22 protein-coding genes are annotated in these 25,385 nt (G+C 46.5%); 4 read left to right on the top strand and 18 right to left on the bottom strand.

From position 1 onward, the window contains the following. Positions 1–112: 112 nt before the first annotated feature. The 5 genes from J2T19_RS20795 to J2T19_RS20775 all read right to left on the bottom strand — a co-directional run bounded on the left by J2T19_RS20795 (position 113) and on the right by J2T19_RS20775 (position 5,585). Positions 113–1,009: a response regulator gene (locus J2T19_RS20795; RefSeq protein ID WP_307219116.1), complete on the bottom strand. Its 897-nt coding sequence runs from the start codon at positions 1,007–1,009 to the stop codon at positions 113–115. Next, positions 984–2,297: an ATP-binding protein gene (locus J2T19_RS20790; protein ID WP_307219115.1), complete on the bottom strand. Its 1,314-nt coding sequence runs from the start codon at positions 2,295–2,297 to the stop codon at positions 984–986. The genes J2T19_RS20795 and J2T19_RS20790 overlap by 26 nt, the downstream gene beginning before the upstream one ends. A 238-nt stretch (positions 2,298–2,535) precedes the next feature. Next, a complete protein-coding gene (locus J2T19_RS20785) occupies positions 2,536–3,690 on the bottom strand; it encodes a response regulator (protein ID WP_307219113.1) in 1,155 nt (384 codons plus the stop codon). A 280-nt stretch (positions 3,691–3,970) separates the two neighbouring features. Next, positions 3,971–4,903 carry a dihydroorotate dehydrogenase gene (locus J2T19_RS20780; protein ID WP_307219110.1) on the bottom strand — a complete coding sequence of 311 codons (933 nt, stop codon included), beginning with the start codon at positions 4,901–4,903 and terminating at the stop codon, positions 3,971–3,973. Then, a complete protein-coding gene (locus J2T19_RS20775; RefSeq protein WP_307219207.1) occupies positions 4,884–5,585 on the bottom strand; it encodes a dihydroorotate dehydrogenase electron transfer subunit in 702 nt (233 codons plus the stop codon). The genes J2T19_RS20780 and J2T19_RS20775 overlap by 20 nt, the downstream gene beginning before the upstream one ends. 329 nt (positions 5,586–5,914) lie before the next feature. Here J2T19_RS20775 and J2T19_RS20770 point away from each other — a divergent pair, with 329 nt between their 5' ends. Further along, complete coding sequence (locus tag J2T19_RS20770; RefSeq protein WP_307219109.1) at positions 5,915–6,412, top strand: DinB family protein; 498 nt, start codon at positions 5,915–5,917, stop codon at positions 6,410–6,412. Between the two features lie 240 nt (positions 6,413–6,652). Here J2T19_RS20770 and J2T19_RS20765 read toward each other — a convergent pair whose 3' ends face one another. The 6 genes from J2T19_RS20765 to J2T19_RS20740 all read right to left on the bottom strand — a co-directional run bounded on the left by J2T19_RS20765 (position 6,653) and on the right by J2T19_RS20740 (position 10,465). Next, positions 6,653–7,633, bottom strand: a complete 981-nt coding sequence (locus J2T19_RS20765) for an SMI1/KNR4 family protein (protein WP_307219106.1) — start codon at positions 7,631–7,633, stop codon at positions 6,653–6,655. Positions 7,634–7,752: 119 nt separating this feature from the next. Further along, positions 7,753–7,899 carry a hypothetical protein gene (locus J2T19_RS20760; protein WP_307219104.1) on the bottom strand — a complete coding sequence of 49 codons (147 nt, stop codon included), beginning with the start codon at positions 7,897–7,899 and terminating at the stop codon, positions 7,753–7,755. Positions 7,900–8,051: 152 nt separating this feature from the next. Continuing rightward, positions 8,052–8,297 (bottom strand): hypothetical protein, encoded by a 246-nt coding sequence (locus J2T19_RS20755; RefSeq protein WP_307219102.1) that lies wholly within the window; start codon positions 8,295–8,297, stop codon positions 8,052–8,054. Between the two features lie 149 nt (positions 8,298–8,446). Further along, positions 8,447–8,752: a hypothetical protein gene (locus J2T19_RS20750; RefSeq protein ID WP_307219100.1), complete on the bottom strand. Its 306-nt coding sequence runs from the start codon at positions 8,750–8,752 to the stop codon at positions 8,447–8,449. 44 nt (positions 8,753–8,796) lie between these two features. Further along, positions 8,797–9,462: a hypothetical protein gene (locus J2T19_RS20745; protein WP_307219098.1), complete on the bottom strand. Its 666-nt coding sequence runs from the start codon at positions 9,460–9,462 to the stop codon at positions 8,797–8,799. A 130-nt stretch (positions 9,463–9,592) separates the two neighbouring features. After that, entirely contained in the window at positions 9,593–10,465 is an 873-nt protein-coding gene (locus J2T19_RS20740; protein WP_307219096.1) for an AraC family transcriptional regulator, read from the bottom strand. 199 nt (positions 10,466–10,664) lie between these two features. Between J2T19_RS20740 and J2T19_RS20735 the strand changes: the two genes are divergently transcribed. Continuing rightward, complete coding sequence (locus tag J2T19_RS20735) at positions 10,665–11,282, top strand: hypothetical protein (RefSeq protein ID WP_307219094.1); 618 nt, start codon at positions 10,665–10,667, stop codon at positions 11,280–11,282. 170 nt (positions 11,283–11,452) lie between these two features. Here J2T19_RS20735 and J2T19_RS20730 read toward each other — a convergent pair whose 3' ends face one another. Further along, positions 11,453–13,567, bottom strand: a complete 2,115-nt coding sequence (locus tag J2T19_RS20730; RefSeq protein WP_307219092.1) for a TerD family protein — start codon at positions 13,565–13,567, stop codon at positions 11,453–11,455. Positions 13,568–13,997: 430 nt separating this feature from the next. Between J2T19_RS20730 and J2T19_RS20725 the strand changes: the two genes are divergently transcribed. Both J2T19_RS20725 and J2T19_RS20720 read left to right on the top strand, forming a co-directional pair. Then, the gene (locus J2T19_RS20725) at positions 13,998–15,086 is read left to right on the top strand and encodes a hypothetical protein (protein WP_307219090.1); all 1,089 of its coding nucleotides are present in this window, start codon (positions 13,998–14,000) and stop codon (positions 15,084–15,086) included. Between the two features lie 115 nt (positions 15,087–15,201). Further along, the gene (locus J2T19_RS20720) at positions 15,202–18,324 is read left to right on the top strand and encodes an ATP-binding protein (RefSeq protein WP_307219088.1); all 3,123 of its coding nucleotides are present in this window, start codon (positions 15,202–15,204) and stop codon (positions 18,322–18,324) included. Positions 18,325–18,508: 184 nt separating this feature from the next. Here J2T19_RS20720 and J2T19_RS20715 read toward each other — a convergent pair whose 3' ends face one another. From J2T19_RS20715 to nikA, 6 genes are all read right to left on the bottom strand, one after another. Further along, positions 18,509–20,014: a malate:quinone oxidoreductase gene (locus J2T19_RS20715; RefSeq protein WP_307219086.1), complete on the bottom strand. Its 1,506-nt coding sequence runs from the start codon at positions 20,012–20,014 to the stop codon at positions 18,509–18,511. 415 nt (positions 20,015–20,429) lie between these two features. Further along, positions 20,430–21,221: an ABC transporter ATP-binding protein gene (locus J2T19_RS20710; RefSeq protein WP_307219084.1), complete on the bottom strand. Its 792-nt coding sequence runs from the start codon at positions 21,219–21,221 to the stop codon at positions 20,430–20,432. Further along, positions 21,218–22,018 carry an ABC transporter ATP-binding protein gene (locus tag J2T19_RS20705; RefSeq protein ID WP_307219082.1) on the bottom strand — a complete coding sequence of 267 codons (801 nt, stop codon included), beginning with the start codon at positions 22,016–22,018 and terminating at the stop codon, positions 21,218–21,220. Before J2T19_RS20705 ends, J2T19_RS20710 begins: the two co-directional genes overlap by 4 nt. Continuing rightward, positions 22,015–22,869, bottom strand: a complete 855-nt coding sequence (nikC, locus tag J2T19_RS20700) for a nickel transporter permease (protein ID WP_239290949.1) — start codon at positions 22,867–22,869, stop codon at positions 22,015–22,017. Before nikC ends, J2T19_RS20705 begins: the two co-directional genes overlap by 4 nt. Then, positions 22,866–23,813, bottom strand: a complete 948-nt coding sequence (gene nikB / locus J2T19_RS20695) for a nickel ABC transporter permease (RefSeq protein ID WP_307219080.1) — start codon at positions 23,811–23,813, stop codon at positions 22,866–22,868. The genes nikC and nikB overlap by 4 nt, the downstream gene beginning before the upstream one ends. Next, positions 23,813–25,360 (bottom strand): nickel ABC transporter substrate-binding protein, encoded by a 1,548-nt coding sequence (nikA, locus tag J2T19_RS20690; protein WP_307219078.1) that lies wholly within the window; start codon positions 25,358–25,360, stop codon positions 23,813–23,815. Before nikA ends, nikB begins: the two co-directional genes overlap by 1 nt. Positions 25,361–25,385 lie beyond the last annotated feature (25 nt).

Genomic DNA, 25,385 nt, shown 5'->3' with positions numbered 1-25,385 from the left:
TTTATTCTGCGCCAGTATTCTCATCATACCAAAAATGCCCAGACAACTATACCAAGTTTGTTATTACAGTTAATGGGCCAACACAAAAAGACCGAACCGCTATTTAGCAGGTTCAGCCGCCATTTAATTTCTCAACCGTCTCCATGTAGAACACATGCAGGAACTTCTTAATGTTGACCTTGCCTCTATCACCAGACTGATCTTCTTCCATCGCCCGCATCTTCATCCGAACATCCTGAAAGTCAAAGTAGAGCGGTGCATAATGCTCGAACTTGTGATTGCTATAATCGGTCAGGCCGATCGAAGCCATATTCGTCAACGCCGCATTAACAGTTCGCCGGATGCGCTGTTCCATCGCCTTGCTTTCTTTCTCCACCTCTTTGGCTGTCGGCTTATACGTCTGTGCAACAGCTTCGTACATTTCCTTGAGCGAAGGCCATTCCACAGCCTGTTTCTGTTCAATGACATATTCCATCAATGCGATCACATCTTTGCTGCCACTCTCACCCAGAATACCTAAATCCATGAGTATGACTCTTGATACATCACGAACAGTGCGTCCCTTCACAATAGGGGGTGTCTCCACAATGTTGAATTTGGTGAGGGACTGCTGGATCTCCAGCACATAACGCTCATATTTCCACTGTTCATTCACCCTTTTGAGCACATGCTCGACTTCCACACGATTAATGGGCTTATGGATGAAGAACTCAATCCCTTGCTGGTAAGCTGCACCTACCATTTCTTTGTTATCCACCTGGGAGATCATAATAAACTTACCTGCAAAACCAAGTGCCTTGAGTCTGGCAACGGTCTCAATGCCATCCTGATCAGGCATTAGCAGATCAATAAGCACAACATCGGGTCTCAGATTGATGATCATCTGCTCCCCTTCGATGCCCCCCTCTGCCGTGCCTACCAGTTCACCTGCTCCACATTCCTCAATAATATCCTCTAACATACTTCTACTTACGATATCATCATCAACGATCAGAATAGAAAGCGTCATCGGCCCCGGCCTCCTTTACCAAACTCACTTTTGGAATGCACACGACAAATTTAGAGCCCTTAGCACCTTCAGGTACATCTACTGTAATCGTACCTTCCAAGGATTGAACAATATCACGCACATGAGATAGACCGATGCCTGTTGCAGCAATCCCTACCTCATTGTATTTGGTCGTATACCCCGGTTCAAAAATAATCTTCCGCTTCGATTCTGGAATTCCTTTGCCTGAGTCCGTAACCTCAAAAACCACATCCATCCCCTGTTCGTACACATGAATCTGAATGGTTCCTTGCGTCTCAATCGACTCTACTGCATTCGCAACCAGATTGTTCATCACGGTGAGTAGAGGAATACAATATGGAGATTCACAATCGAATTGCTGTTGCTTCTTAATCGTAATCTGTTTATTCAACATCTCCGCATATTTCCGATTGCCCTTGGCAGCGAAGTGCAGCATTTCGGATAATTGAAGATGAACTGCCTTTTCACTATCATATACCTTGAGCAGGCCTGCCAAAATACGCTGAGAATCCTTCTTCACCTCATGGATCTGCTGTGCGATGCCCAGTGTCCGTTGACTATATTCATTCATCTCATTTTCTCGCAAATCCCGATACAGCTCATAACTATCCGCCGTAATGCCTTCGATGGTATTCATCGCCTTCTTCAGATAGAAGGCTTCACCATATAACCCTGAGTTCACACTCATCATCTGTTCCATCCGTTTCTCCTGTTCAGCATGAAGAAGCCGCATCTGCCTTACCGCGAAGCTATTATATAACCCAATAACGAAGTAGCTTCGCAGAGCTCCCACAATCAACAAATACAACCATTCCTTCATATAGAAAATGTTCGTACCGTTAAATATCCCGCGCAACAGAAGCTCCGTCATATTGGAAGAGAAGTCTATAATTGTAATCATTCCACCAAGAACCAGTGGCTGGAACGCATGAAATCGATGTTTAATCTTACTTAAGCCATAAGCGAATACAACATAGTACATGCCTGCACCTACATTATCACGCATACTTTCTAAGATCGGCATCGTACTGACATGACTCAGCAGATCTACAGATTGAAAGATCAGATTAGCAATACCTGTCAGGATTCCTGTCTTCACATAAGATAAGTGGGGCATAATCATCAGCAAAAATAAAAAAATGCTGACACCTAGACCGATGCGAAAATAGTCTTCCCGAAAAGGATTAATCTTGAACTGTGCACCAATAGCTGTAGCCAAGGCGATGGCGGTCATCTGCACGTTTTCATTTCTGACCCAGTTACGCATCAATCTCTCCACCTACTATTACAACGATTAGCGCTTATTGTTACACTCCGCGCTTCTAATGTTAAATATACTAACATATGGGACGTTCATTAGAAATAATTAAAATAAGGGAACCCATCTTCCAACCATCAAAAAAAGACCGAAAACAAAGTATTCGGTCTTGGATATATAACAACACAGTGACCTGTGTTGATACAATATTCAATATTGGGAGATGCGTAAGCAAGGAACCCGTGTATTATTTTCTAATCTTCGTTAAACCCTGCTTCCAATCCTGATACCATTCCCTGATGCTCTGACTGACCGGAATCTCTAAATCCTGTTCCATTCTAGTCGTCAGCAGGCGATATTGCTCTTCTACACCATAATCATTATCTAACTCATCATATAACTTCATCAGGATAAAATAACTCTCTTCCTCATCAGGCAGCAACTGCTGAATCCGGCGTGTATTCTCGATAACCTTCTCATGCAGCCCTTGTTGCTGATAATAATGGATGAGCTGTCTCATATGGAATAACCATAGATACCGAAGTCTTTCCCGTTCGGGCTCTGCCCACATATACTCATAGTTCCCAAGATACGTGCCTTTGTATAACCCTAGCACATGCTCATAGGCATCCACTGTACTGGAGTCCACACTCTTCCACTGCTTCACTTCCTGTTCCCACCGCTCACTATCTAACTGAACTTCACCTAATTCCAGACGGTAACCTGCTTCCAGATGTCCACTCTGGATCGTAACCATATCCATATGATAGGCTTTGAGGGTTTGGCGTACATGGTACATCGCGGTATAGAGCTGATGCACTGTCTTATCCTCTTCTAGCTCTGGCCATAACAGCTCCAGCAAGGTACTCCGATGAATAATCTGATTGCGGTGATGAAGCAGATAGGCGAAGAGCTCTTGGGCCTTACTTGTACGCCACTTGGCCGTTTGCGCCTCCTGACCAGGTAACTTGAATTGTATCTGATTAAAACAACAAATGAGAGGTGTATTCGTATCCCTGCCCTTTTGCTCCCGTTTCAAATTTAATCTTTCCCTTACTCGGCTTAACGTCTGCTGGAAACGATCCTTCTTAATCGGCTTCATCACATAGTCTAAGGCCTGTAAATCGAATGCATGCACAGCATATTGATCATGACTGGTCACAAAAATAATCTCGATATCAGGTGCCGCCTGCTGGATCTTCCTGCCCAGCTCTAGACCATCAATCTCCGGCATGTGAATATCTAGAAACACCACATCAGGGCGCTGTATCATGACCCCCGTCATTACCTCTGTTGGATCAGAGTAGGTAGCCAGAATTTCAACTCCACTGACTTCTTTCTCTAGTATTTTCTGAAGACCGATCAATGCTAAACGTTCATCGTCAACTAATATGACCTTCACAGGAGCTTCCTCCTTGACTCCGAAGTCTTGAGATATATTATTATAACACAGAATTTTACAGTTCTCTTCTTCTTGATAATCCATCTACTGTTTTATTTTTTAACGATTACAATTGTTATTATTTAATATAGGTCAGGGTCTATAAATCTGCAACAATATCAATTAAATGATCTGACTATGAATCCATATAAATTCACGCCAAACAAGCTGTCCTCGGTATGACTACCAACAACAGCTTTACGTTTATATAAACTAAATGAGAATAGAAGCCCTTCGTCCCTTATATGATTCCTCGGATCTCATCCAACGAATTCACCTTTTCCCGCTGCATCCACTGTTCAAGCCCTTCTACCAATTCCGCTCCTGCCCGCAACTGAATGAAATTATAGGTTCCAATCTGAATGGCTGCCGCACCTGCCATCGTGAACTCAATAATATCCTCGACAGAGCTAATTCCGCCGATGCCGATCACTGGGATAGATACCGCCTGAGCCACTTGATGCACCATTCGTAACGCAATCGGCTTGATCGCAGGCCCCGAGAGACCTGCGTACGTATTCTCAAATACACTCCGGCGACGGCGGATATCAATTTTCATCGCTGAAAAGGTGTTAATTAGGGATACGCCGTCTGCACCCTCTTTCTCACACATAATCGCCATCTCTGTAATATTCTCTGCATTAGGAGATAACTTAACGACCAGCGGGAGTGTTGTTACGTTACGCACCTGTCGCACCACATCTCGCGCCATTTCCGTCTGAACGCCGAATTGCATCCCTCCCTGCTTCACATTGGGGCAAGAGATGTTCAGCTCCAGCATATCCACTCCCCTGCGATTCATCGTACGCCGTTTCTGTGCATTCTCCGTAATCAAGGCAACAGCCTGCACGTATTCTTCCAGATTGGCACCGCCTATATTCGCAATTACCGCCGTATCCCAGCGCGTCATTTCATCCAGTTCATCTTTTAGAAAGGCAACGACCCCCGGATTCTCCAGACCTACACTATTGAGCAATCCAGATGCCGTTTCATTGATTCGCACACCCTGATTACCGTCCTTCGGATGTAAGGTTAACCCCTTACCAACGATGCCACCCAACAAGGCAGGCGCCACATATTCCTGATATTCACGTCCAAATCCATACGTACCCGAAGCCATAATGATCGGATTTTTCATAGACACACCTGCGATATTACATGCCATGGAGATCATCCAACTCCACCTCCTCAACGGGAAATACAGGCCCTTCCTTACAGACCCTACGATTACCTGTACGGGTGCGAATTGTACAACCTAAGCACGCACCAATACCACAAGCCATATGCCGTTCCGTGGAAATGTATAAACGAGAAGATGTCCCTACCGTTTGCAGCGCAAGAGCCTGAAGCATAGGAGTCGGACCACAGGAGAACATATACTTGTAACGCGCTGGATTCACCTGTTCCACAATACTCCCGCCAACCTTCACTTGCACAGAAGCTGCCACAGCCTGAAAGGCTTCAACGCCGAAGGATTGCTCCGCAAATCCTAGATACACATGTGCATGAGGGTAATGCTTGGCAGCCAGCAGTAATGGAGCCGTACCCATGCCACCTCCAATGAGACCCAAGCTCCCCTCGACCTGTGGGAAACCATTCCCAAACGGACCCTCCAGCTTAATCTCCTGACCAGGCAATAGCTTGGATAACTGCTGTGTTCCTTCCCCAACGACGCGGTACAAGAAAGAAATGTCATGTTCCCCGATGTCATAAATACTAATAGGTCTAGGTAGCAATGGATAACTCATTCCACTGCGCAACATGTAGAACTGTCCCATCTTCCCTTTGTAGTCCCCCTGTACTTTCATCACATAGATTTGCGGAGCAAGTGCTTCATTCGAAATGATCATAGCCATAGCCAATATAACCCCTCCATTAACCACTCACTATATCGCAAAAGGGGTAAAAAGTACGTGACAGGTTTCACATTGTGAAGCAAAGATTAAGTTCTGCGGCTGGATCATCATAACGCGATGCGCATCCATATACTCATCCCATCGGTTGTGTAGCATGACCTGTATAATTTAGATCCATACTAACGGTAAACCATTTCTTTCAATATAGATCACTCTGAACCACTGGTCGTGTGGTGGCTCTTGCTCCCTATTTTTATTTTGCAAAATTTAATTGTATACTACTCTTAAGGTGACAAACTTAATTAGAGAATTAGAGGAGATGACTCCGCATGTCGGATGCAAATCAATCGTTTGGACAAGCTTTGGTACAATCACTCGTTGGGGAACGTGGGCATCTACCCATTGCTCGTGCTCTACCCGACATCAGCGTAGAGCTCGCCGGGCGCGTCCATGAACATATGCCGTACACGATCTATCAGCTCGTTAAACACATGCACTACTGGCAACAATTCATGTTGACTCATATCGAGGGACGGAAGCCACAGCTTCCTACCAATGTTATGGAGAGCTGGCCTGAAGAGACAGGTCCGCAGGATGAAGCGACGTGGACAGCAGATATTCAGGCTTTTCTAGCTGGTATTGATCAGGCAGTAACTATTGCGAAGACAGCTCAACTGGATGACACATTGCCGTATTTCCCAGGTGAGACAATCGCCGGACTGCTGCGCAACATTGCATCTCACAACTCCTATCATCTAGGAGAGATTGTACTGTTACGTCGCTTCTATGGTGCATGGCCGCCACCAGGAGGCGGTTACCCGGCATAAACCCGCATGGATCATAGATAAGACAATAAGCCGTAGAAGGAGCATTCACTCCTGCTACGGCTTGTTTAGATTGCTTTGACTTGATTAAGTTCACTTCATACTGGACTCTGGCCTATTTAAAGACACTGTCCGCGACCTTCATTTTCACAATGCTTCCTAATCCCCTACACTGGAGCTTGTCCACGTGCAGGGATGCGGAATCCTTGTCCCTCCAGTTGGCCTCTCCCTCACCTTGGAGTTTTAGAACTCTCGATGCACAAGCCCCTGAACAAACGTCTCAAAATTTGGTGCAAGCGTCGTCACCTTATACTGGTTGTCCTTGTCCACGTGAACGACCTCGGGTTCCGCGTCATTTCCAGATGAACGATAATCCAGCATGACCACTCCGGACTGAGAGGCGCACTCACTAAGAACCACTCCAAATTCCGGATAACCACCCTGCTCGATCAAAGCCCAGCTTCCCGCCGAACCGCACAGTGAATTTGGTTTCTCACGGCCAATTCCCAAGATCCCCTTCAACTCGATGTACTCTTCCACACCTGAATCTGTTGCACCAATAGGGAAATACCGATTGTTTGGCACGCCTCCATTATGGTTCTTCATCATCTGAACATAAGAATCTGGTAATCTGAAGACCAGTTCCTCTTCAACGGAAGCAATGAGCCCTTCACTTGGCGGATTAGATACATATTGCTCCAAAGCCTGCTCACTATCATTCCAGAAGTGGGTCGGATCGAAGTTTTCATTAAGCTGTACTGTTGGAACTGTACGCGCAGAGGTCGTAATCTCTTCTACAGACTCCGAATCAAGTTCAGACTCATGTTCAGATTCAGAATCTTCTTCAGTTTCTGTCTCCTCATCGGAGTCATCACTGTCATTGTTTCGAATCCACTCCAGAAATTCTAGGGTGTCCTCATCCCCAGGTTCCAGTTCATCCGATCTCTCAAAAGCTTCCTCTGCATGATCATATTGCTCTAGATAGTAATATGCTAAACCAATCCGATAATGCCACAGTGCATCGCCTTTGCCCTCTTCGGCAACCGTCAGGAATTGTTCAACCGCCTCTTCATAACGCTCCAGATTATTCAGCGCTCTCCCCAAATGGTTAACCAATTCATAATTTCTTTCTTCCACAGGAATCGCTTGAACTGCATCTACAATACTCTGGTATTTATCCTCTTCATGCCACTCTTCTAGCTGAACCAATAGGTCGTCTCTCATGGTTATCCTCCCCGTTCATTCACGTTAAACAACTTGTTGAAAATTATACCACTTTCCAGATGCTCGTCTCCAGTTAGGCCGGATTGTAGAGTTAGATGTTCATAGGAGCACAAAAGGACTCATAGTCCAGTTTCGTAATCCTCGATTAGATGCGACCAATACCCTTCAACATTGTCCATTGCAATTGGATCAAGTTCTTCATATAGTTTACGTAACTCATCAGCATAGATATATGTAGTATATTTGCCTTCCTGCCTCATTTGCATCGCTACTTCGTTCCTCACGAGATGAAATAAGAAGAATGACTTCATATCTTGGTTCAGCTTATATACATGAGGCTCGTGAAAGAAAGACCTTGCGTACAGTTCATTACTACCTTCTTTAAGGTATAGCCCATACTGACTAAAACTATAATGGCCTATTTGGATAAAAGACTCACTCTTGATGGGTCGACAATAATATCTAATAGAGGAAGATCGCTAAAACCGATGAACTGGAGGTGGACTAGATTTACATATTCTTCTAGATCATGATCCATTTCCTTCAATTCTCTTTTTTCAATCTTAAGCAGTTCTGATTCACGAAGTACATTAACAGTATTGATCTCTCTGCCTAATGAGTTGTATTCGTATAACCTGGTGTAGTGAGCAATCGTTATGCTCATTCTGGTCAGATCCCATCGTTGAATTACTATTTCTAGTTGTTCTTGCGATATATGTAACGATGAGATGCATGCTTCATCTAGTTGAAGATTTAGGGCTTCCATTTAATACCCCCATTTCTAATCGTGGCACATGAACCTATGACATTGAATTATTCCGACTCCGACTTCTTAATAGTTGATAAATTCCCATCAGTCGAGCCCTTATCCCGCATGTAAGTAACCGTGTAGTGTTGATTGATCTCAATAAGATTCCATGTATTCTCGTCGCTTATATGCAGTTTGGTCGTTTCTTGGTCAGGGTCGTCTATATTTTGAACGTCAATCCAATAGTCAGAGTCAGATGAATCTTTAGCAACCACAGAGACGATCGCATTCGTTGTCATCGTAGTTTCGCCGCAGGCGCTCATCATAACAGCGAACAGTAACAATATTACAAGAAGCCTTACCTGTTTCACTAGGATCTCGTCCCTCCCTTCTATTCTCCATATCACGTTGTATCTCACTTCACGCTCATAGATAAACTATATTTTTCAAAGAACCAGGAGGTGCTCATCGCTTGGGCAGCACTTGAGCTTATCCGTACTGGTGGCTTCTGCTCCTGTAACGCATCTAATGATGCCCCCGTGTATACCTTAAATCGAAGTGGCTTGGTCATTTTTTTGACCGATTGTGAAGTCTCTGCAAATAACGCATATGTAAACGGCAGGTGCTCCCGAATATCTTCATAGATATAATAATTTCCCTGTTCGTCCTGGAGATTAACTTGGAAGCCTTTTGGCAACGAGAGCAAAATATACGGGAATTCGTCCTCTGCCCACTGTTCTTGAACTGGGAAGCTATATCCTTCGTTTTTCATAAAAAACCCAGAGGTTCGTTCATCTAAATTACAGACAACAGAATACACCCAATGAGGGTGTTGGTTAGGCTTCTCTTGTGCTGTGAAATACTGAAAATAGGTTGCATAAGCTTCGCACACTTGATCTAGATCGTGCGAGGTCGCAGCATAATTCGAAAGAGTAAATTGACATTCCTTCTGTTGAAAGAGTTCCAATGTACTTCTCATTTCTTCTGGTGTCACTAGAAACTTTAGTTTATAGAAACCACTATTCTTCATCGATTCAGGTGCCCCCTGTGTAGGACGTGTCTCAACATCTGCGTCTTTCACAGTTTTCAGACACGCCCTAGAATGATTTTGCACGATCAACGTCAGTCAGCCAACATATAAACGAATCTCACACCCATTCTACACATGGAACCTCTTCTCCTGCTCATATACACGTGGGCAACAAGCGATCTCATCTCTTCTGCACAGGTATCCAAATCTCACTCTTATACTGCGGATCAGTGACATCCTTATGCTCATTCCAGAGTATTTCTGGCCCTTCACTCAGCTCATAATTGGATGATGGGAACCACTCTGCATAGATCCGTCCCCAAACCTCCTGAAGTGTGCTTGGAAATGGACCAATAGCGGTAAATATTGCCCAAGTCGAAGCAGCTACCTCCAGTTGTGCCAGACCTTCTGGTGCTTCTTGTGTTGTCGCTGCACCGATATAGTGATCCAGTTCTCCTTGCTCCTGCATCCGATCCTCACTGAAATGAATCGAAGCGCTAATTAATCCATGGGGCTGGACGTTCGATAACCCTTTAATGGTATCAATGAGCTCGGGCGTAAGACGCTGAACCATCGCAGCAATGTGCGGATTCACACCATGGAATATGATTGGCACCCGTTCACTAATGCCCACAATTCGAAACGCTTCTTTTTCCTCAATACGGTAGTTCATTTCGCTTCCTCCTTGAATGCTTAACTGAAATGTCATCCGCGGGAAGGCTTTGAGTGATGGACTGTGATCACGCACTTCGGAAGGCGTAACACCATGCATGCTTTGAAAAGCTCGAGTGAATGAGTCTGGCGAAGTGTAACCGTACTTTAGTGCAAGATCAATAATCTTGCTATCGTTTCGACCTAGCTCCATCGCCGCTAACGTCAGTCGCCGACGTCGAATGTATTCTGAGAATGTGACACCGCTAAGAAACGAGAACATCCGTGTAAAATGATATTCCGAGCAACAGGCGATCCGGGCAACCTCTTTCATATCGACAGTGTACAGCAGGTTCTCTTCAACGTAATTCAGAGCTTCATTTAAGCGCGTTAGCGAATCCATATCATCATCCCTCCCTCGTTATTGGAAGCATAGCAAAACCCCTCTGTTCACATCCGACTTTACTTGCACCGTTCTGTAGGCTCGATCTGATATGGTTAGTTAATGGAGTACGATACATTCTGTAGAAACATCATAACTTTTAATCGTTGGATGCGTTGTATTTCTAAGCATGTAAATATTTATGTAAGGAGAACGACCATTGAGAAAAAATAATGCAATAAAGTACATCTTCATCATTGTTGCTGCAGTACTTATTTCTAACGTAATTCAATTCTATGTATTTAATCAAAACAACATGGAGCAAAAGGATGACACCCTCCCACCGATCTATGAAAGTAAAGCGAACTTATACACGGATTACTCCAGTGGTGTTCAGAATATATATAGGTTTTTGGTGAACCTAAACAATGCACATACACGAAATGAAGCTAAATTCTTCTCCGATGGATTTATATCTGGCATGAGCGCAGACCATTATACGTATCTAGAGTCAATCATACAGAAAATGGACCATGGTGAAAATACGAACGAAGTACAGCGCATTATCGAGACAAATCAGAATCTGTACCTGATGATCTACGAGTTAAGGGACTATTTTGATGTTAAAGAGAACAATGCAGACTTCCCTGACCATTGGAACGAGGTTCATACACTACTAGAAGAGATCACCAATCAGATCGCTTCTGGCTCTTCCGAAAGTACAACCTTATACAATATCACTAGTTATCCTGAGAATTTCATTATTAAAGAAGACTATAAGACGACCATGTCATCCTTAAACGAAAATATAGCTAAAGTCATTGAACTAATTCGTTGATTCGCTAAACATACTTCACGGGTTAGTTCATCAACTTATCTTCCACTCTGCAATATAGCCGTAAAATGTACCCGTTCAATCTATATCTGATCCACAAAAAAGAGCAGCCCTGGGCTGCTCTTCCCTATCTCCTATTCATTTCTCTATGCATTGAAGTACATATTCAGACATCAGGCCAGATACTCCGCCATAATCTGCTCAATATCATAAGGGGTAACCCCCTGCTCAACCGAGTAGATCGTATCTGCCTGATCCATCGTATCCACCAGCTCACCGCGGGCTTTCGCATGGAGCAGGAACAGGTCGTGCAGAGCTGGTTTGCGCAGCGTCGTAAGGGCTTTGCCCATCAGCACCATGCCTTTCCGGTTGCCTTCCACGTTGTTATTCAGCTCTGGATGTCGGGTCAGGGCCAGATCTGTCCAGATCACGGTACGCTCTACCAGATCTAGAATGACAGGAATCGCAATTTGCGTATCTGCGGTGACATCAATTTTGTTAGATACGGTAGTCGGTTCAAAGACTTCACCTGAGCCAGGCTTCTTCCGCATCATCCAACCAACAAAACATTCCGGCAGATCGCAGTAGGGATGACTGGTAAAGGATAGCATCGTAGCGACCACATATCGTCCACCATAGTTCACAATCGACGGGATGTGCAGATCAGTAAACTCACATGCACCTTGTGGTGCTGCCACAATATCCCCGCTATGGACGGCTTTATACTTGGATGACCGAAGGTTGGTGTAGGAAATATGCTCCACATAGTTCCAGTTCTCGTCATACATGACGGCGGATAGATCAATATCCACACGACCTGTCGATTGACCATTCACGACTCCTTCTTTCCACCAGTTGAAGAAACGAATCGTATCTCCCTCGTCCATCGGCACACGGCTCCCACGTACAATCGTATGCAACGCCTTACTTGCCGATCTCTGGGAGAAGGGCACCAGATAATGGTGCAATCTTGGATCAACATACGTCTTCCCCAGTGGAGGAAGGGTAGCAAACCGCGTTACCAGTTCCTGTTCGCATAATTGCACAACATCACGGCAGATCGCTTCATCGATATAAGGCAGTTCATCCGGGATCGCGACTGCTTTCGCCACATTGCCTTTAGGGAAGAAGACACGCAGATCCTGCGGTTCATTACGCTGTGCGAAGTGTTGCTTCACCTGCAACAGCACCGGCGTGGACACTTGCCCTACAACCTCGCTGAATGCCAGCACGACATACACCTCATCCTCGGTTATCCGCAGCAAGTGATCCAATCTTCTCGCGAATTCACCCGGACGTTGTGACAACAAGTCGATGAGACTCCACACATTCCGGTATTGAAAAGCAAGCTCTACGCTGCCGTTAAAGGTTGAATACGGTTTATTGTTACGCAAAATATCAAAAGCCTCTTGGCATCGCGGATACCGATGCTTATATTCCGAAGGATGTAGAATTTCACCAAGGCGAATCCAGCGATCCTTGTACCGCAGCATATCCTCTGTTATCGAGCCACATTGCTCTAGCAGGCTGAGCAGTAGACGTCTCTCACGCCGCTTGAATTTACGGAATGGCGAAGCCAGCGCCAGGCTGACATCCCCATCCGACCAGGCAACCGCCAGACGGAGGACATCACTTGCCGTTTTGAAGTACAGACCGATTCGCTCCATACTTGCCTGTTCATGCTGCAATAATGAAGCAACCACGAAGCCTACATTTTCTTTGAACGGGATCTCAGCAGGCAGGATGGCATCCACCTCACATGCATCTGCATGTTCTAGTACTGCATCGATATCTTCCTTGTCTGTCTGCGAAATGGAACCCTTGGCTTCGATCATCTGGCAGATTAGCGTCTGGAACGCTTGCTTGGTGCCAAGACCAATCACGTTCAGCTTCGTTTGCTCCATGAAGGGTGATCTCTCCACCGATGGTTGATCCAGATGCTCTGCGGTTACATGAGTCAGATAGTGGATGATGGCGTTCAGATATAAATCTGCCTCATTCTCCTCCATCACTTGAAGGGGGAACCCTGGATACATTGGTTTGTACGCCACATGGGCACCCACCATGACTTTTAAATCACGGATAAGCTGTGTATATAATGCTTCAAATTGCTCCTTGGACAACTGCTTCACCGCTTGAATCAACTCATTGGAGAAGGTATATCCAAGGGCTTCCACATTTTTGAGGGCTGTCGCCAGAATCGTTTTGGATAGCTGTCTCTGCCCTTCGCATTCGCTCGGCTCAATGATAAGTTTGTTTGCTCTGCGCAAATAGATTGTATTGTTCATGATTAAAGAGTCCAGGAAAGCCACATCCCTAAATAACATGAAAGGTTAGGGGTAGAAGGAAGGAATGTGATAGCCTGGACGCCTCCTCTCTGACATAAAATCCTTCAGGAGAGCTGCGACCCTATTATCTCAATATGATGGTAGAAGGAAGGATCGCAATAGCCTGAAGGCCGAAGGTCGGAAGTTCGTAACCCGAACCTTTGGTGAACCCATCATCTCAGATTCCATGAACTCCCAACAGGGCAAAAGTATTACGACTTGAAATCAGACGCGATCAACTTGAGATGATCATGGTATAGCAAGATGGCACTGCTTGAACAATATCCATCAGAGTGCTATCGTTCCTAATAACGAACAGAATGCACAGCGTTTACCAGAAGATGTAGTTATGCCGACAGTAAAATCCATATAGGAACCGAGGATATGATCAATGGAGATACAGCCAAGAATTCAGTCATTCATTTATGAATATTTTAGAATCAAATTCAAACAGGATGTGCAGCCAGCTCCGTGGGGAGCTTTCCAATACAGCTTGGATGAGGATGATTGTGCAGAATTATCGTTTGTCGGTGAACCGGAAGAATCTTTTACGAGTTGGATGTACGATCTACAACCACGAGACGCCCACTATGTTGCAAGTCCAGATTGGCAGCCTGTGCTCGCCGAGAGGTTCCACCAGATGGATGTCTACGATGAACTAATTCTGTATCACCTACTATTCACGATCAACAGCACGCTGACGATCCGCCCGACGAATGTCTACAACGCCATGAATGATAGGATGAAAAGCTATAGCTTCTTTCAATTGTCCCACTGTAGTGCAGCGTCTCGAATTAGTGAAGAACAGAAACACCAGTTACGCGACTTTTTCTTCTTTTTCTATCTGTACGCCCATCCCGTGAATGAAGACACACTCTATGCCTGTTCATTCCGTGAGCAGTGCTTAGTCCACACCCAAACGAATATCTCATTACAGCATTATTTCTCAGCATTTCATGACCACTACAGTGAACATTGGGATCAATATGGAGATCACATCATCATCAATCCTGACGACATCCAAGCGAGCAAACACCTCACACTAGAGCTGTTACGCATCATTGAGGGCAAGTCGTCTCCACTGCTCATGCCTTCGGAGGAAGGACTGGAAGCGGTGGTAGAGCTGATTAACAACGTGGATTTGATGCTACAGCTATACGAAGACGATGCCTCGGCCCTATTTGATATCATGAGAGATTTCCTGGCTGAAGATCGTTCCACGCTGTACCGCGAACATTGCTTCACCACACTGCTCCAGAACTATGTATGTTACATTCTGCACTTCAAGTTTGATGAGATCCACACACTGGTGAATTACTTCAGCAGCACACCGACCTGGTGCGGGATTATCATTAATAAAATGTTCACGGATACGATCTTCATCCAGAGAATCATGCGATTGAAGCAGATTGACATTAACGCCTACCCGGATGTTATTGCACACTTTGGCGAGGAAGCGATAAGCATCTATTTATCATAGCTCGCTTAGAAGCTATATCTTCATAATCTGTGTCTCTACTATCTGTGTCTCAAAATAAGGCGACCTATGTATCCCATGCAGGATTTTGCAGGATCGTGTCGAACTTATCTCAGCTATGAAACCGTTCATTCGTAAACTCATCCCTCGATATGTCGTCATGTCGATTTTATTCTTGTCCGTTCTACTCGGATTCCGCTGGTTATGGGCCGAGTCCTTCGCCATGCCAGAACAACCGCATCCTGAGCATGGTGTGCTGGATCTTCGCGGTTGGAACTTTGCCGAAGCCCCCATGCTGTCGCTGGACGGCGAATGGGAGTTTTATCCGAATGCGTTCTTGGGGCAGCATACGTTGCCACTGTTAGACCAATCTGCTCCAATGATTAACGTTCCGAGTGATTGGCGTAGTGTGATGGCTCATTCAGAATCCTATGGGTATGGAACCTATCGGCTACGTATTCTTCTCGACCCATCGATTAAGGAAGTCGCTCTCTGGGCGCAGAAAATTCAGGCCTCCTCCATCGTCGAGTTTAACGGCACGGTGGTCGCTGAATACGGACATCCTGCTGCCCAAGCCCAAGACTATCAACCAGAAAGGACAACCTTCACCGTTGCTTATAACCTCGATAGTGCTGAGGAGCTTGAGATTATTGTACGTGCGGCCAACTATGATGATCCGTTTAACGGGGGCATTATACGCTCGGTTTATTTTGGCACACAAGATGCCATAACAAGTGAGCATGGGCTCTCCATTGATTTGCAAAAAGTCACCTTTGCTGCGCTACTATTACATAGCCTGTATGCCGGTTTAATGTTTTTCTTCAATCGTAAACAACGAGGGCTACTTATTTTCTCCCTGCTGACTCTATCTGCAGCAATGACCGTGGTCTCCGATCATGATGGATTATTGTTAAGCTGGCTACCGCTCAATTTCACCTGGATGGTCAAAGCAAAGGCTCTTTCCTATCCTTTATTTGCATTTTTCTTACTGATGATGGCTCGTAGCTTCTCGAACAGCTCCCGAGCTGAAACCATGTTTCGTATATATGCTGGCTTGCTTGGAAGCTATTGTGCATTCTTACTCGTAGCCCCGGTTCACCTCATCTATTATCCGGTTGAGTTGGGCTTCTCCAATGCGCTATATCTATTTCCAATCACTTGGTCTGTGTATCTATTTGTCAAAATGGCCGCACAAAAGCGCAGTGACGCGACCTTTCTGCTCTTCGCCGCAACATGTAGCCTATCTAGTGTGCTGTGGGGGCTCGTGAACTCGATTAGTGAAGTTACCAATGTATATTATCCGATCGATGTGCTGGCAGCGATCTTTGGGTTCTCTGCGTATTGGTTCAAGAAATACTTCCGTAACTCTTCCGAGATCGAAAGTCTCTATGAACAACTGAAAGAAGAAGATCGGCAGAAGGATCAATTTCTCGCTAATACCGCACATGAGCTACGAACACCACTACATGGGATTATTAACATTGCAGAGAGCATCGCCGTTACTGATCAACGTTCCCCCTCTAGTGACCATGTCGAAAATCTAAATCTGGTCATTACGATTGGTCGCCGGATGTCACAGCTGGTGGATGATCTGTTGGATGTCATTCGACTGAAGGAAAACCGGATTACGCTGCATAAAAAGCCCCTTGGGCTTGCATCTGTCGTGACGGGTGTCCTCGATATGTTCAAATTTATGGCTGAGGGCAGGCCCATTCAATTGGTTATGAACGTTCCAGATACCTTGCCCCGGTTGATGGCAGATGAACGAAGACTGATTCAGATTCTATACAACCTGATTCACAATGCCCTGAAATTTACGGAAGAAGGTACAATAACCGTCTCAGCTAGTGAAGTTAGGGGACAAGTACTTATTCAGGTCACCGATTCGGGGATTGGCATGAGTCCAGAGACGCAAAAGCGAATATTCGATGCCTATGAACAAGGTACACCCCAAGCTCGGGTGAGCGGTGGAATCGGTCTAGGCCTGAGCATATGCAAACAGCTCGTTGAGCTACATGGTGGCGAATTAAGTGTGCAATCCATCCTGGGGCAAGGAACCACATTCTTTATTTTGTTCCCACCAGAGACCCGATCCTCACAACCAGCTCAGCCAGATCAGACCGAGGAACCGATCACGAGCGAAAATGCATTGATGGTAGAGCCGATACTCGTGGCTCCACCTGCACCAGAAAACACACATCGAAGCTCGCCGTATTCTGACCAACCTATGGCTAGCATTCTTGCGGTTGATGATGATCCCGTCAATCTGCGTGTTCTCCGCGCAATGCTTGCCGATGAACCTTACCATGTCCAATTCGTAGCCTCAGCGAATGAAGCACTGCAACTACTGGATATGAAAACATGGGATCTTCTCATTACAGATGTGATGATGCCTCAGATGTCTGGGTATGAACTGACACAGAAGGTGCGAGAGCGTCTATCCGTGTCGGAGTTACCTATTCTACTTCTTACGGCACGTAATGAGCCTGCGGATATCTACACTGGATTTCTCGCAGGAGCTACCGACTATATCGCCAAGCCTGTAGATGCGGTTGAGATGAAGCACCGGATTAGATCATTGATTGTGCTCAAGCAATCGATTGATGAACGGCTCCGTATGGAGGCTGCTTACTTACAAGCGCAGATTCAGCCTCATTTTCTATTCAATACGCTGAATTCCATTATGGTTCTGAGTGAGATTGATACAGAGCGGATGCAGAAGTTGGGTGATGCCTTTATTGAATATTTGCAGACGAGCTTCCATTTCGTCAATTCGGAGAAAATGGTTGAGATCTCACACGAGTTAGACCTTTCCCGTGCCTATCTCTATATTGAGAAGGAACGCTTCGAAGAGCGGCTGAACGTGGTCTGGGATATTCCCGATGACTTGAACCTATTCCTGCCGCCATTAACCATCCAGCCACTTATTGAGAATGCGGTTCGACATGGTGTGTTAAGTAAAGTCGTTGGCGGAACAGTTCACATCCGAATCAGTCACGAAGCTACTGCCACGCTCATTGAGATTATGGATGATGGCGTGGGGATGCAACCTGAGCAGATCGAGCGGGCGTTGGCATGGCCTAAGCAGGGCTCAGGACGAACCGGAGGTATTGGCTTGACCAATACGCATCGTCGGTTAACGCAGATGTATGGACAAGGTCTGAGCATCGTCAGCTCACCTGGGCAGGGGACAACCGTCTCCTTCTCCATTCCTAAGCGTCGTGATGATCGTCTGAGTTAAATTGCAGAGCTTCATTAAGAGCAGCGTGCAATAGCGGAGGTAGCATCTGTTAACATAACGATCTCAACGCCAAATAGCTAAGCACGGTTTATATACCGGCTTAGCTATTTGGCTTGGCGACAGAACACTGTATTACGTTTTAAAGATGCCCGTCAGCCTAAATATAATCGTTCGTAGTTCATTTCTATACGAGAAGAGCTAACTTCTCATCGGATAGACCCAGTGCCTTCGAAGTGGCCGAATGGATCTCCTGTAACAGATCTATGTTCTCCACGAGTGACACACCATAAGAAGGAATCATCTCTTTGATCTTCGGCTCCCAATCCCTTATGTGTTGTGGGAAGCATTTGGCAAGAATCTCTAACATCACGTGAACAGCGGTAGAGGCGCCCGGTGAAGCACCAAGCAATGCCGCAATCGAGCCGTCCGCAGCTGTAACCACCTCTGTACCGAATTGAAGTGTTCCTTTGCCACCTTGAACGGTGTCTTTAATAACTTGCACACGCTGTCCAGCCCAGACCATATCCCAATCCTCGCTTTTGGCACCTGGGACAAAATCTCGTAATTCCTCCATGCGCTGCTCCTTAGATAACATGAGCTGTTGGATTAAGTACTTAGTCAACGAGATTTCTTTGACACCTGCAGCGAGCATCGTTAAGAGGTTATGCGTCTTCACGGACGTGATCAAGTCAGCATTCGAACCGGTCTTCAGGAACTTCGGTGAGAACCCGGCAAATGGCCCAAATAACAGAGACTTTTCGTTATCGATATATCGGGTATCGAGATGCGGAACCGACATAGGCGGAGCTCCGACCGAAGCCTTGCCATACACTTTGGCATGATGCTGCTTCACGATCTCCGGATTTTTGCAGACCATGAAGAGACCACTCACTGGGAACCCACCGATGTGTTTGCCTTCTGGAATACCGGTTTTTTGTAACAAATGCAAGCTACCGCCGCCGGCACCAATAAATACAAATTTGGCAGTATGACGCTCGGTTGCACCACTTCTTACATTTTTCACAGTAACTTCCCATGCTCCGTTACTTGTACGTTTCATATTTTTCACGCTATGTTGATAGCGGATATCTACATTTTGATTTTTCAAATGATCGATCAGCATACGCGTTAAAGCACCAAAGTTAACATCCGTGCCAGAGTCAATCTTAGTCGCTGCAATCGGATCATTGCTAGTTCGATTCTTCATCATCAGTGGAATCCATTCCGCCAATGTTTCTTTATTATCCGAAAACTCCATGCCTTCAAATAAAGGGTGGTTCGATAACGCATCAAAGCGTCGTTTCAAAAATTGGACATTGTTCTCCCCATGTACATAACTTAGATGAGGTAGCGGCATGATGAAGTCCCGCGGATTACGAATCAGATTGCTGTTGACGAGATAGGACCAAAATTGCCTTGAGATTTGAAATTGTTCATTCACCTTGATGGCTTTGCTTATATCCACGGATTTGTCTGGTCGTTCTACGGTATAGTTAAGTTCGCAGAGCGCAGAATGCCCAGTTCCGGCATTATTCCATTCGTTAGAGCTCTCTTCCCCTGCACTGGCAAGCTTCTCAAAAACTTTGATATTCCAGTCTGGTGCCAATTCTTTCAGCAAAGTTCCCAAAGTTGCACTCATAATTCCGGCACCAATCAAGATAACATCTGTACTCGTTTGTCCCTGGCTCATGTTTACCGTCCTTATATCCTATATTTGCCAAAAGGATGTAAGCGTTATCGATTTGGCATTGCAGCAAGCCCATTTTTGAACGGGATCGCACCTTCTGTTGTATGAATATAACCTTGATCTAGTGTATCAATAATATAGAGCAATTTAAATATGCAATTTCAAGATATTTGCTATTCCCTCAGTATACGCTAGTTTGCACGCAATGGTTAGCCCGGTTATAGGGCTGAAAGATTTATTTGTTCATCATATGGATGAGGCTCTGCGCCGAATGATAAAAAAGGTTATTTTGTAGTCTATGACCATCTAAAAAAATAGATGCATGAAGAGCCGCCTGCTTAACGATCGCATAGCGGCTCTTAACTATAATTATGCCACATCCTCACACGTTCAGAGGAGTGAACTCAGAAATCCGAAATCAGAAAATGGAGATCAGTTCTTTCGTATACGGATGGCGTTCTTCGGCGAACAACGCATCCGCGTCGAACCGATCCACGATCTGTCCATCCTGCATGACCATCACCTGCTGACTCATTCGGTGTACAGCGGCCAGATCATGTGAGATGAACAGATAAGATAACCCCAGTGAGGTGCGTAGATCGGTCAGCAATTGGAGAATGGCACCTTGCGAGATGACATCTAGACTCGCTGTTGGCTCATCCAGCACAACGACGTCAGGCTCAATGCTAATGGATCGTGCAATCGTTACACGCTGACGCTGACCTCCACTCAGTTCGTGCGGATAGCGTTCTGCCAGCTCCCCCGGAAGCTCAACAGCCTCAAGCAAGCGGCGGATATAAGCTTCTTTGGATGTATAGGTGAAATGAGATAGCTTGGTATTATGTCCGAGCTGCTCATAAGGATCTATTAATGAATCTGCAATTTTGAGCTTTGGATTCAGAGCCGCAGATGGATTCTGGAATACGATCTGAATATTGCGGCAATAGGGGCGCAGGCGGCGTCCAGCTAGCCGTGCAATGTCCTGCCCACCAAGCAGAATCTTGCCATGATCTGCGTCTTCTATCCGGAGTAAACAGCGGGCAAGTGTGCTTTTGCCACATCCACTCTCACCAACAAGACCAAGGCACTCACCCGCCTGTATTGAAAAGGAAACGTTCTGGATTGCTGGACGTTCTGCGCCAGCATAAGTGCGGCTGAGGTCTTCCACAAGAAGTACGGGATCACTTGAGTTATTAGGCGTGATCTTCATTCCACTTCAGCCTCCTTCAAACCCGACTTCAACGAGCGACTCAGGACGGGAGCCGCCTCAATTAGCTTACGTGTATATTCATGCTGGGGATGATCAAGAATACGATGCTTACCACCTGACTCAACGATCTGCCCTTCCTTCATGACCGCCAAGCGGTTCGCATAACGGCGGACGTGACGCCAATCATGCGTGATAAACAGAATGGCACAGCCTGTCTCTGCCTGTTTGCGGGCAAGCAATTCCAACACGCGATGTCCAGACACGCTGTCCAGTGCTGTGGTTGCTTCGTCTGCGATTAGCAGCCGAGGGGATAACATCAGCGATGTTGCTATGGATGCTCGCTGAAGCTGACCACCACTCAGTTGGAATGGGTAACGGCGAAGCAACTTTGCATCCAGACCCACCGATTGAAGCGCCTTTTCCGCACGTTTCTTGCGAACAGCAGAAGACTTCTCTCCATGCACCTTCTGGTATTCATCGAAGTGCCCGCCAATGCTGCGAAAAGGCGTAAATGCTCCCTGATAATCTTGAAAAATATAAGAAATCCGGCTTCCGCGCAGAGCCCGCATCTGCTTCGGCTTCTGTTCAAGCAGATTGCTGCCTTCAAATAGAATGCGTCCTGATGCGTGAAGGTTAGGCGGCAGGAGCTGACCGATGGCTTGCGAGAGCAGGCTTTTGCCACTACCACTCTGTCCAACCAGAGCCATGAATTCCCCTTCGCGAACAGCGAGGGAGACTTGATTCACGATCATACGATCTCGGCTGGAGATGCTTAAATCCTCAATGGAGAGAATCATGACTGCACCTCCTTTTTCACATCGAACCGATCTCTCAAATAATCACCCAGCATATTTGCAAGCAACACAACGGATACAATCGCAAGGCCCGGGTAGATCATCAGCTCAGGTCGAGATTGGAAGTATGGACGCGAATCATTCAGCATGGCCCCCCATTCCGGTGTTGGCGGCTGTGCTCCGAGTCCGATGTAGGACAGGGAAGAAATGAGCAGGATGATTTTGCCCAGATCCAGGCTCGCCAGCACAAGTACATGACCTGCGATATGCGGAAGCAGATGCTTCCTCATGATGCGTCCATCCGATAAACCATTGGTTTTTGCTACACGAATGTAATCCTTCTGTGATTCTGAGAGCACGGTGCTCCGAACAAGACGTGCGTAACTAACCCACTTTACAATAACAATGGCCAGTACCAGATTGCCGATGCCCGCACCCAGTAGTCCGCTCAATACAATCGCAACGATCGTGTCCGGAAAGGCGAGGAACGCATCTGCAATTCGCATGAACAGCTTGTCGATCCAGCCGCGTTTGTAGCCAGCGATCAGGCCGAACGGAATACCAATTAGCAGTGCTGCACCAAGAGCAAGCAGGCTATACCCCAGTGTCTGGCTGCCACCAAGCAGCAGGCGGGTCAACACATCGCGCCCAAGGTGATCTGTGCCGAGCGGATGGAGCGCGCTAGCACCTTGCAATCGTCCTCGTAAATCGGTGAGGGTGTGGTCATATTTTAGAACTAAAAAGGCATACAAGGAGGCCGCGATGACCAGCAACACAAATAACAAGCCGATAATCGCCTGCCAGCTGTGCTTTTTGGATTTTGTGACTGGATTACGCAGGGATATCGTTTTCATCGAAGGGCCTCCTTTTCCTTGAGTTTCATTTCAGGATTCAAATAACGGTAAGATAAGTCAACTAATGTATTCACGACGAATACCACGATTGCCATGATCAAAATATAACCTTGGATCAGCGGATAGTCCCGCTGACGAATTGCATCCACCACCAGCTTGCCGATACCTGGATAAGCAAATAGCACTTCGATAACTACTACCCCGCCAATCAAGCTGCCCAGGCTGACACCAAATACCGTAATGACCGGCGGCAAGCTGTGCCGGAACGCATGAAGCAGGAAAATCCGGGCTTCGGATAGCCCCCTTGCCCGGGCAGAACGTACAAATTCTTGGCTAAGCGAGTCCAGCAAACTGGAGCGCAAAAGACGCACATAGACGCTGGAGATCGCAAGTCCCAGCGTCAGAGAGGGCAGAATCAGTGAGGCAAATCCATCTCGACCCATCGTTGGCAGACTGCCAAAGCGAACGCCGAACATGTCAATCAGGATCAGGCCGAGCCAGAAGCTAGGTACCGCTGCGCCAACGATGGACAGCATACGGCTGACCTGATCAATCCAGCGACCCCGATGCAGTGCTGATAGAGAGCCGAGCGGCACAGCGATCAGCAGCATCACCAGCAATGCACCAATGGTCAGCTCCGCTGTAGCCGGGAGAGCACGCATTAACGTCTGCATCACCGGTTGACCTGTGGAATAGGATACACCGAAGTCGAGCCTTACGAAATCAAGCAGCCAGTTACCAAACTGCACGGGAAGGGAGTCATTGAAGCCCATTTCCTCTCGCATCGCTTCGACCTGTTCCTGACTGACAGATAGTTCATCCACATTCAGGATCGTTAGTACCGGGTCACCGGGAGCAAGACGAATGAAGAGAAAGCTCACAAACATGATAAATAGTAGAAAGATGAATACCTCTAGAAACTTTCGCAGAACAATGCGAAACATTACATCACATCCAGCTTGTTGGTAATCATGTAATACTCACTGCGTGTTGTGACCCAGTTCTTAATCTTCTTCCCGTTATATGCCACAATGGTTCCCGGATGCAGTACAAATGAGTTCAGCACATGATCATGCACGTAGTTTGCGGCTTTCTCAGCAAGCTCGGCACGCTTCTCCGGTGCAACGGTGAGATTCAGCTCATCGATGATCTTCGTCAGCTCCGGCTCTTCCGATCCACTAAAGTTAAGCGCACCCTTTGGATGGTATGTAGCGTTCAGATAGTACCCAGCGTCACCACGTGGAGCCGTTAGATTACTATAGGTAGCAATATCCCAATCACGGTTGGACGCCATGTAATCCTCTGGTGTGTCGATCTGGCGAATCTGCACATCAATGCCGATCTTCTTCGCATCAGACTGGAACACTTGTGCAATCAATGGTAGATCTGCGCGAGATGAATAGGTTAACAGCGTAAGCTGCAACGGTTTGCCATCTTTGGTCATCGCACCATTCTGCAAAGTGTATCCCGCTTCGTTAAGATATTTAACAGCAACATCCGCTCCGGACTCTGTTATAGCATCCGTATATGTCGGTGCAAACGGTAAGGATGGTAGGAACGGGCCAATCGCTGACTCACCGTAACCTAACAGGATGGTGTCCACGATACCCTGACGGTCAATGAGTGCATCCAGCGCACGGCGTACATTCAGATCCTTGATGCTCTCCCGCTCCATGTTCATCGTCATCTGATGCACACGGAATGTCGAAGTAGATTCAACCTTCATACCGTCTAACGTTTGCAGTGAATCAAGACTCTCCACCTCTGGGCGATATACGATATCAACCTGTCCGGATTTCAGTGCAAGAGAGCGAGCATTCGCATCTTCGTTAAACGAGAATGTTACGGAGTCGAGCGGGGAAGCACCATCCCAATACGCATCGTAACGATCTAGCTCCAGCTTACTGCCTGGCGTAAAGGAAGTGAGTTTAAATGGGCCTGTACCCATCGGCTTGTTCACAATATCTGGCTCACTCACGTCAATAATGGCCGTGTTCGGATTCACTAGCTCGGAAGCAAACTCCGGGAATGGCTGCGTTGTCGTGATCTCCAGTTTGTCGCCTTCTGCTACGATCGTATCAATCTTGAGCGCATTCTGGATGGCTACATTTTCTTCTAACGCGCGTTCAAGCGAGGCTTTCACTGCTTCCCCTGTCATTGGCTTACCATTCTGGAACGTCACATCATCTCGCAGGTCAATCGTCCAGTGCTGACCATCTTCACTCTCCCAGCTCTCCGCGAGCCATGGGGCAACCGTCAGATTCTCTTCATCCAGACGCACCAGCGTCTCCGTAATACCCGCGCGAAGCGGTACATAGCTTGAGTCCACATGAGGGTCCAGTGAACGGGTAGAGAAGTTATATAGGAAGTGTACGTTTTTGTCGGTTGATGACTGTGCAGCAGGACTGGACTCAGATGATCCGCAAGCGCTCAACAATCCAGCGCCCAAGGCCAGGGAGACTAGCACCAGCAAGGGTGACTTTATATTCAAGGTAATGCCCCTCTCTCTTAATCGT

The organism is Paenibacillus tundrae (genome assembly GCF_030812775.1).
Taxonomy (GTDB): domain Bacteria; phylum Bacillota; class Bacilli; order Paenibacillales; family Paenibacillaceae; genus Paenibacillus; species Paenibacillus tundrae_A.
This window is presented reverse-complemented; position numbering and strand designations above follow the sequence as displayed.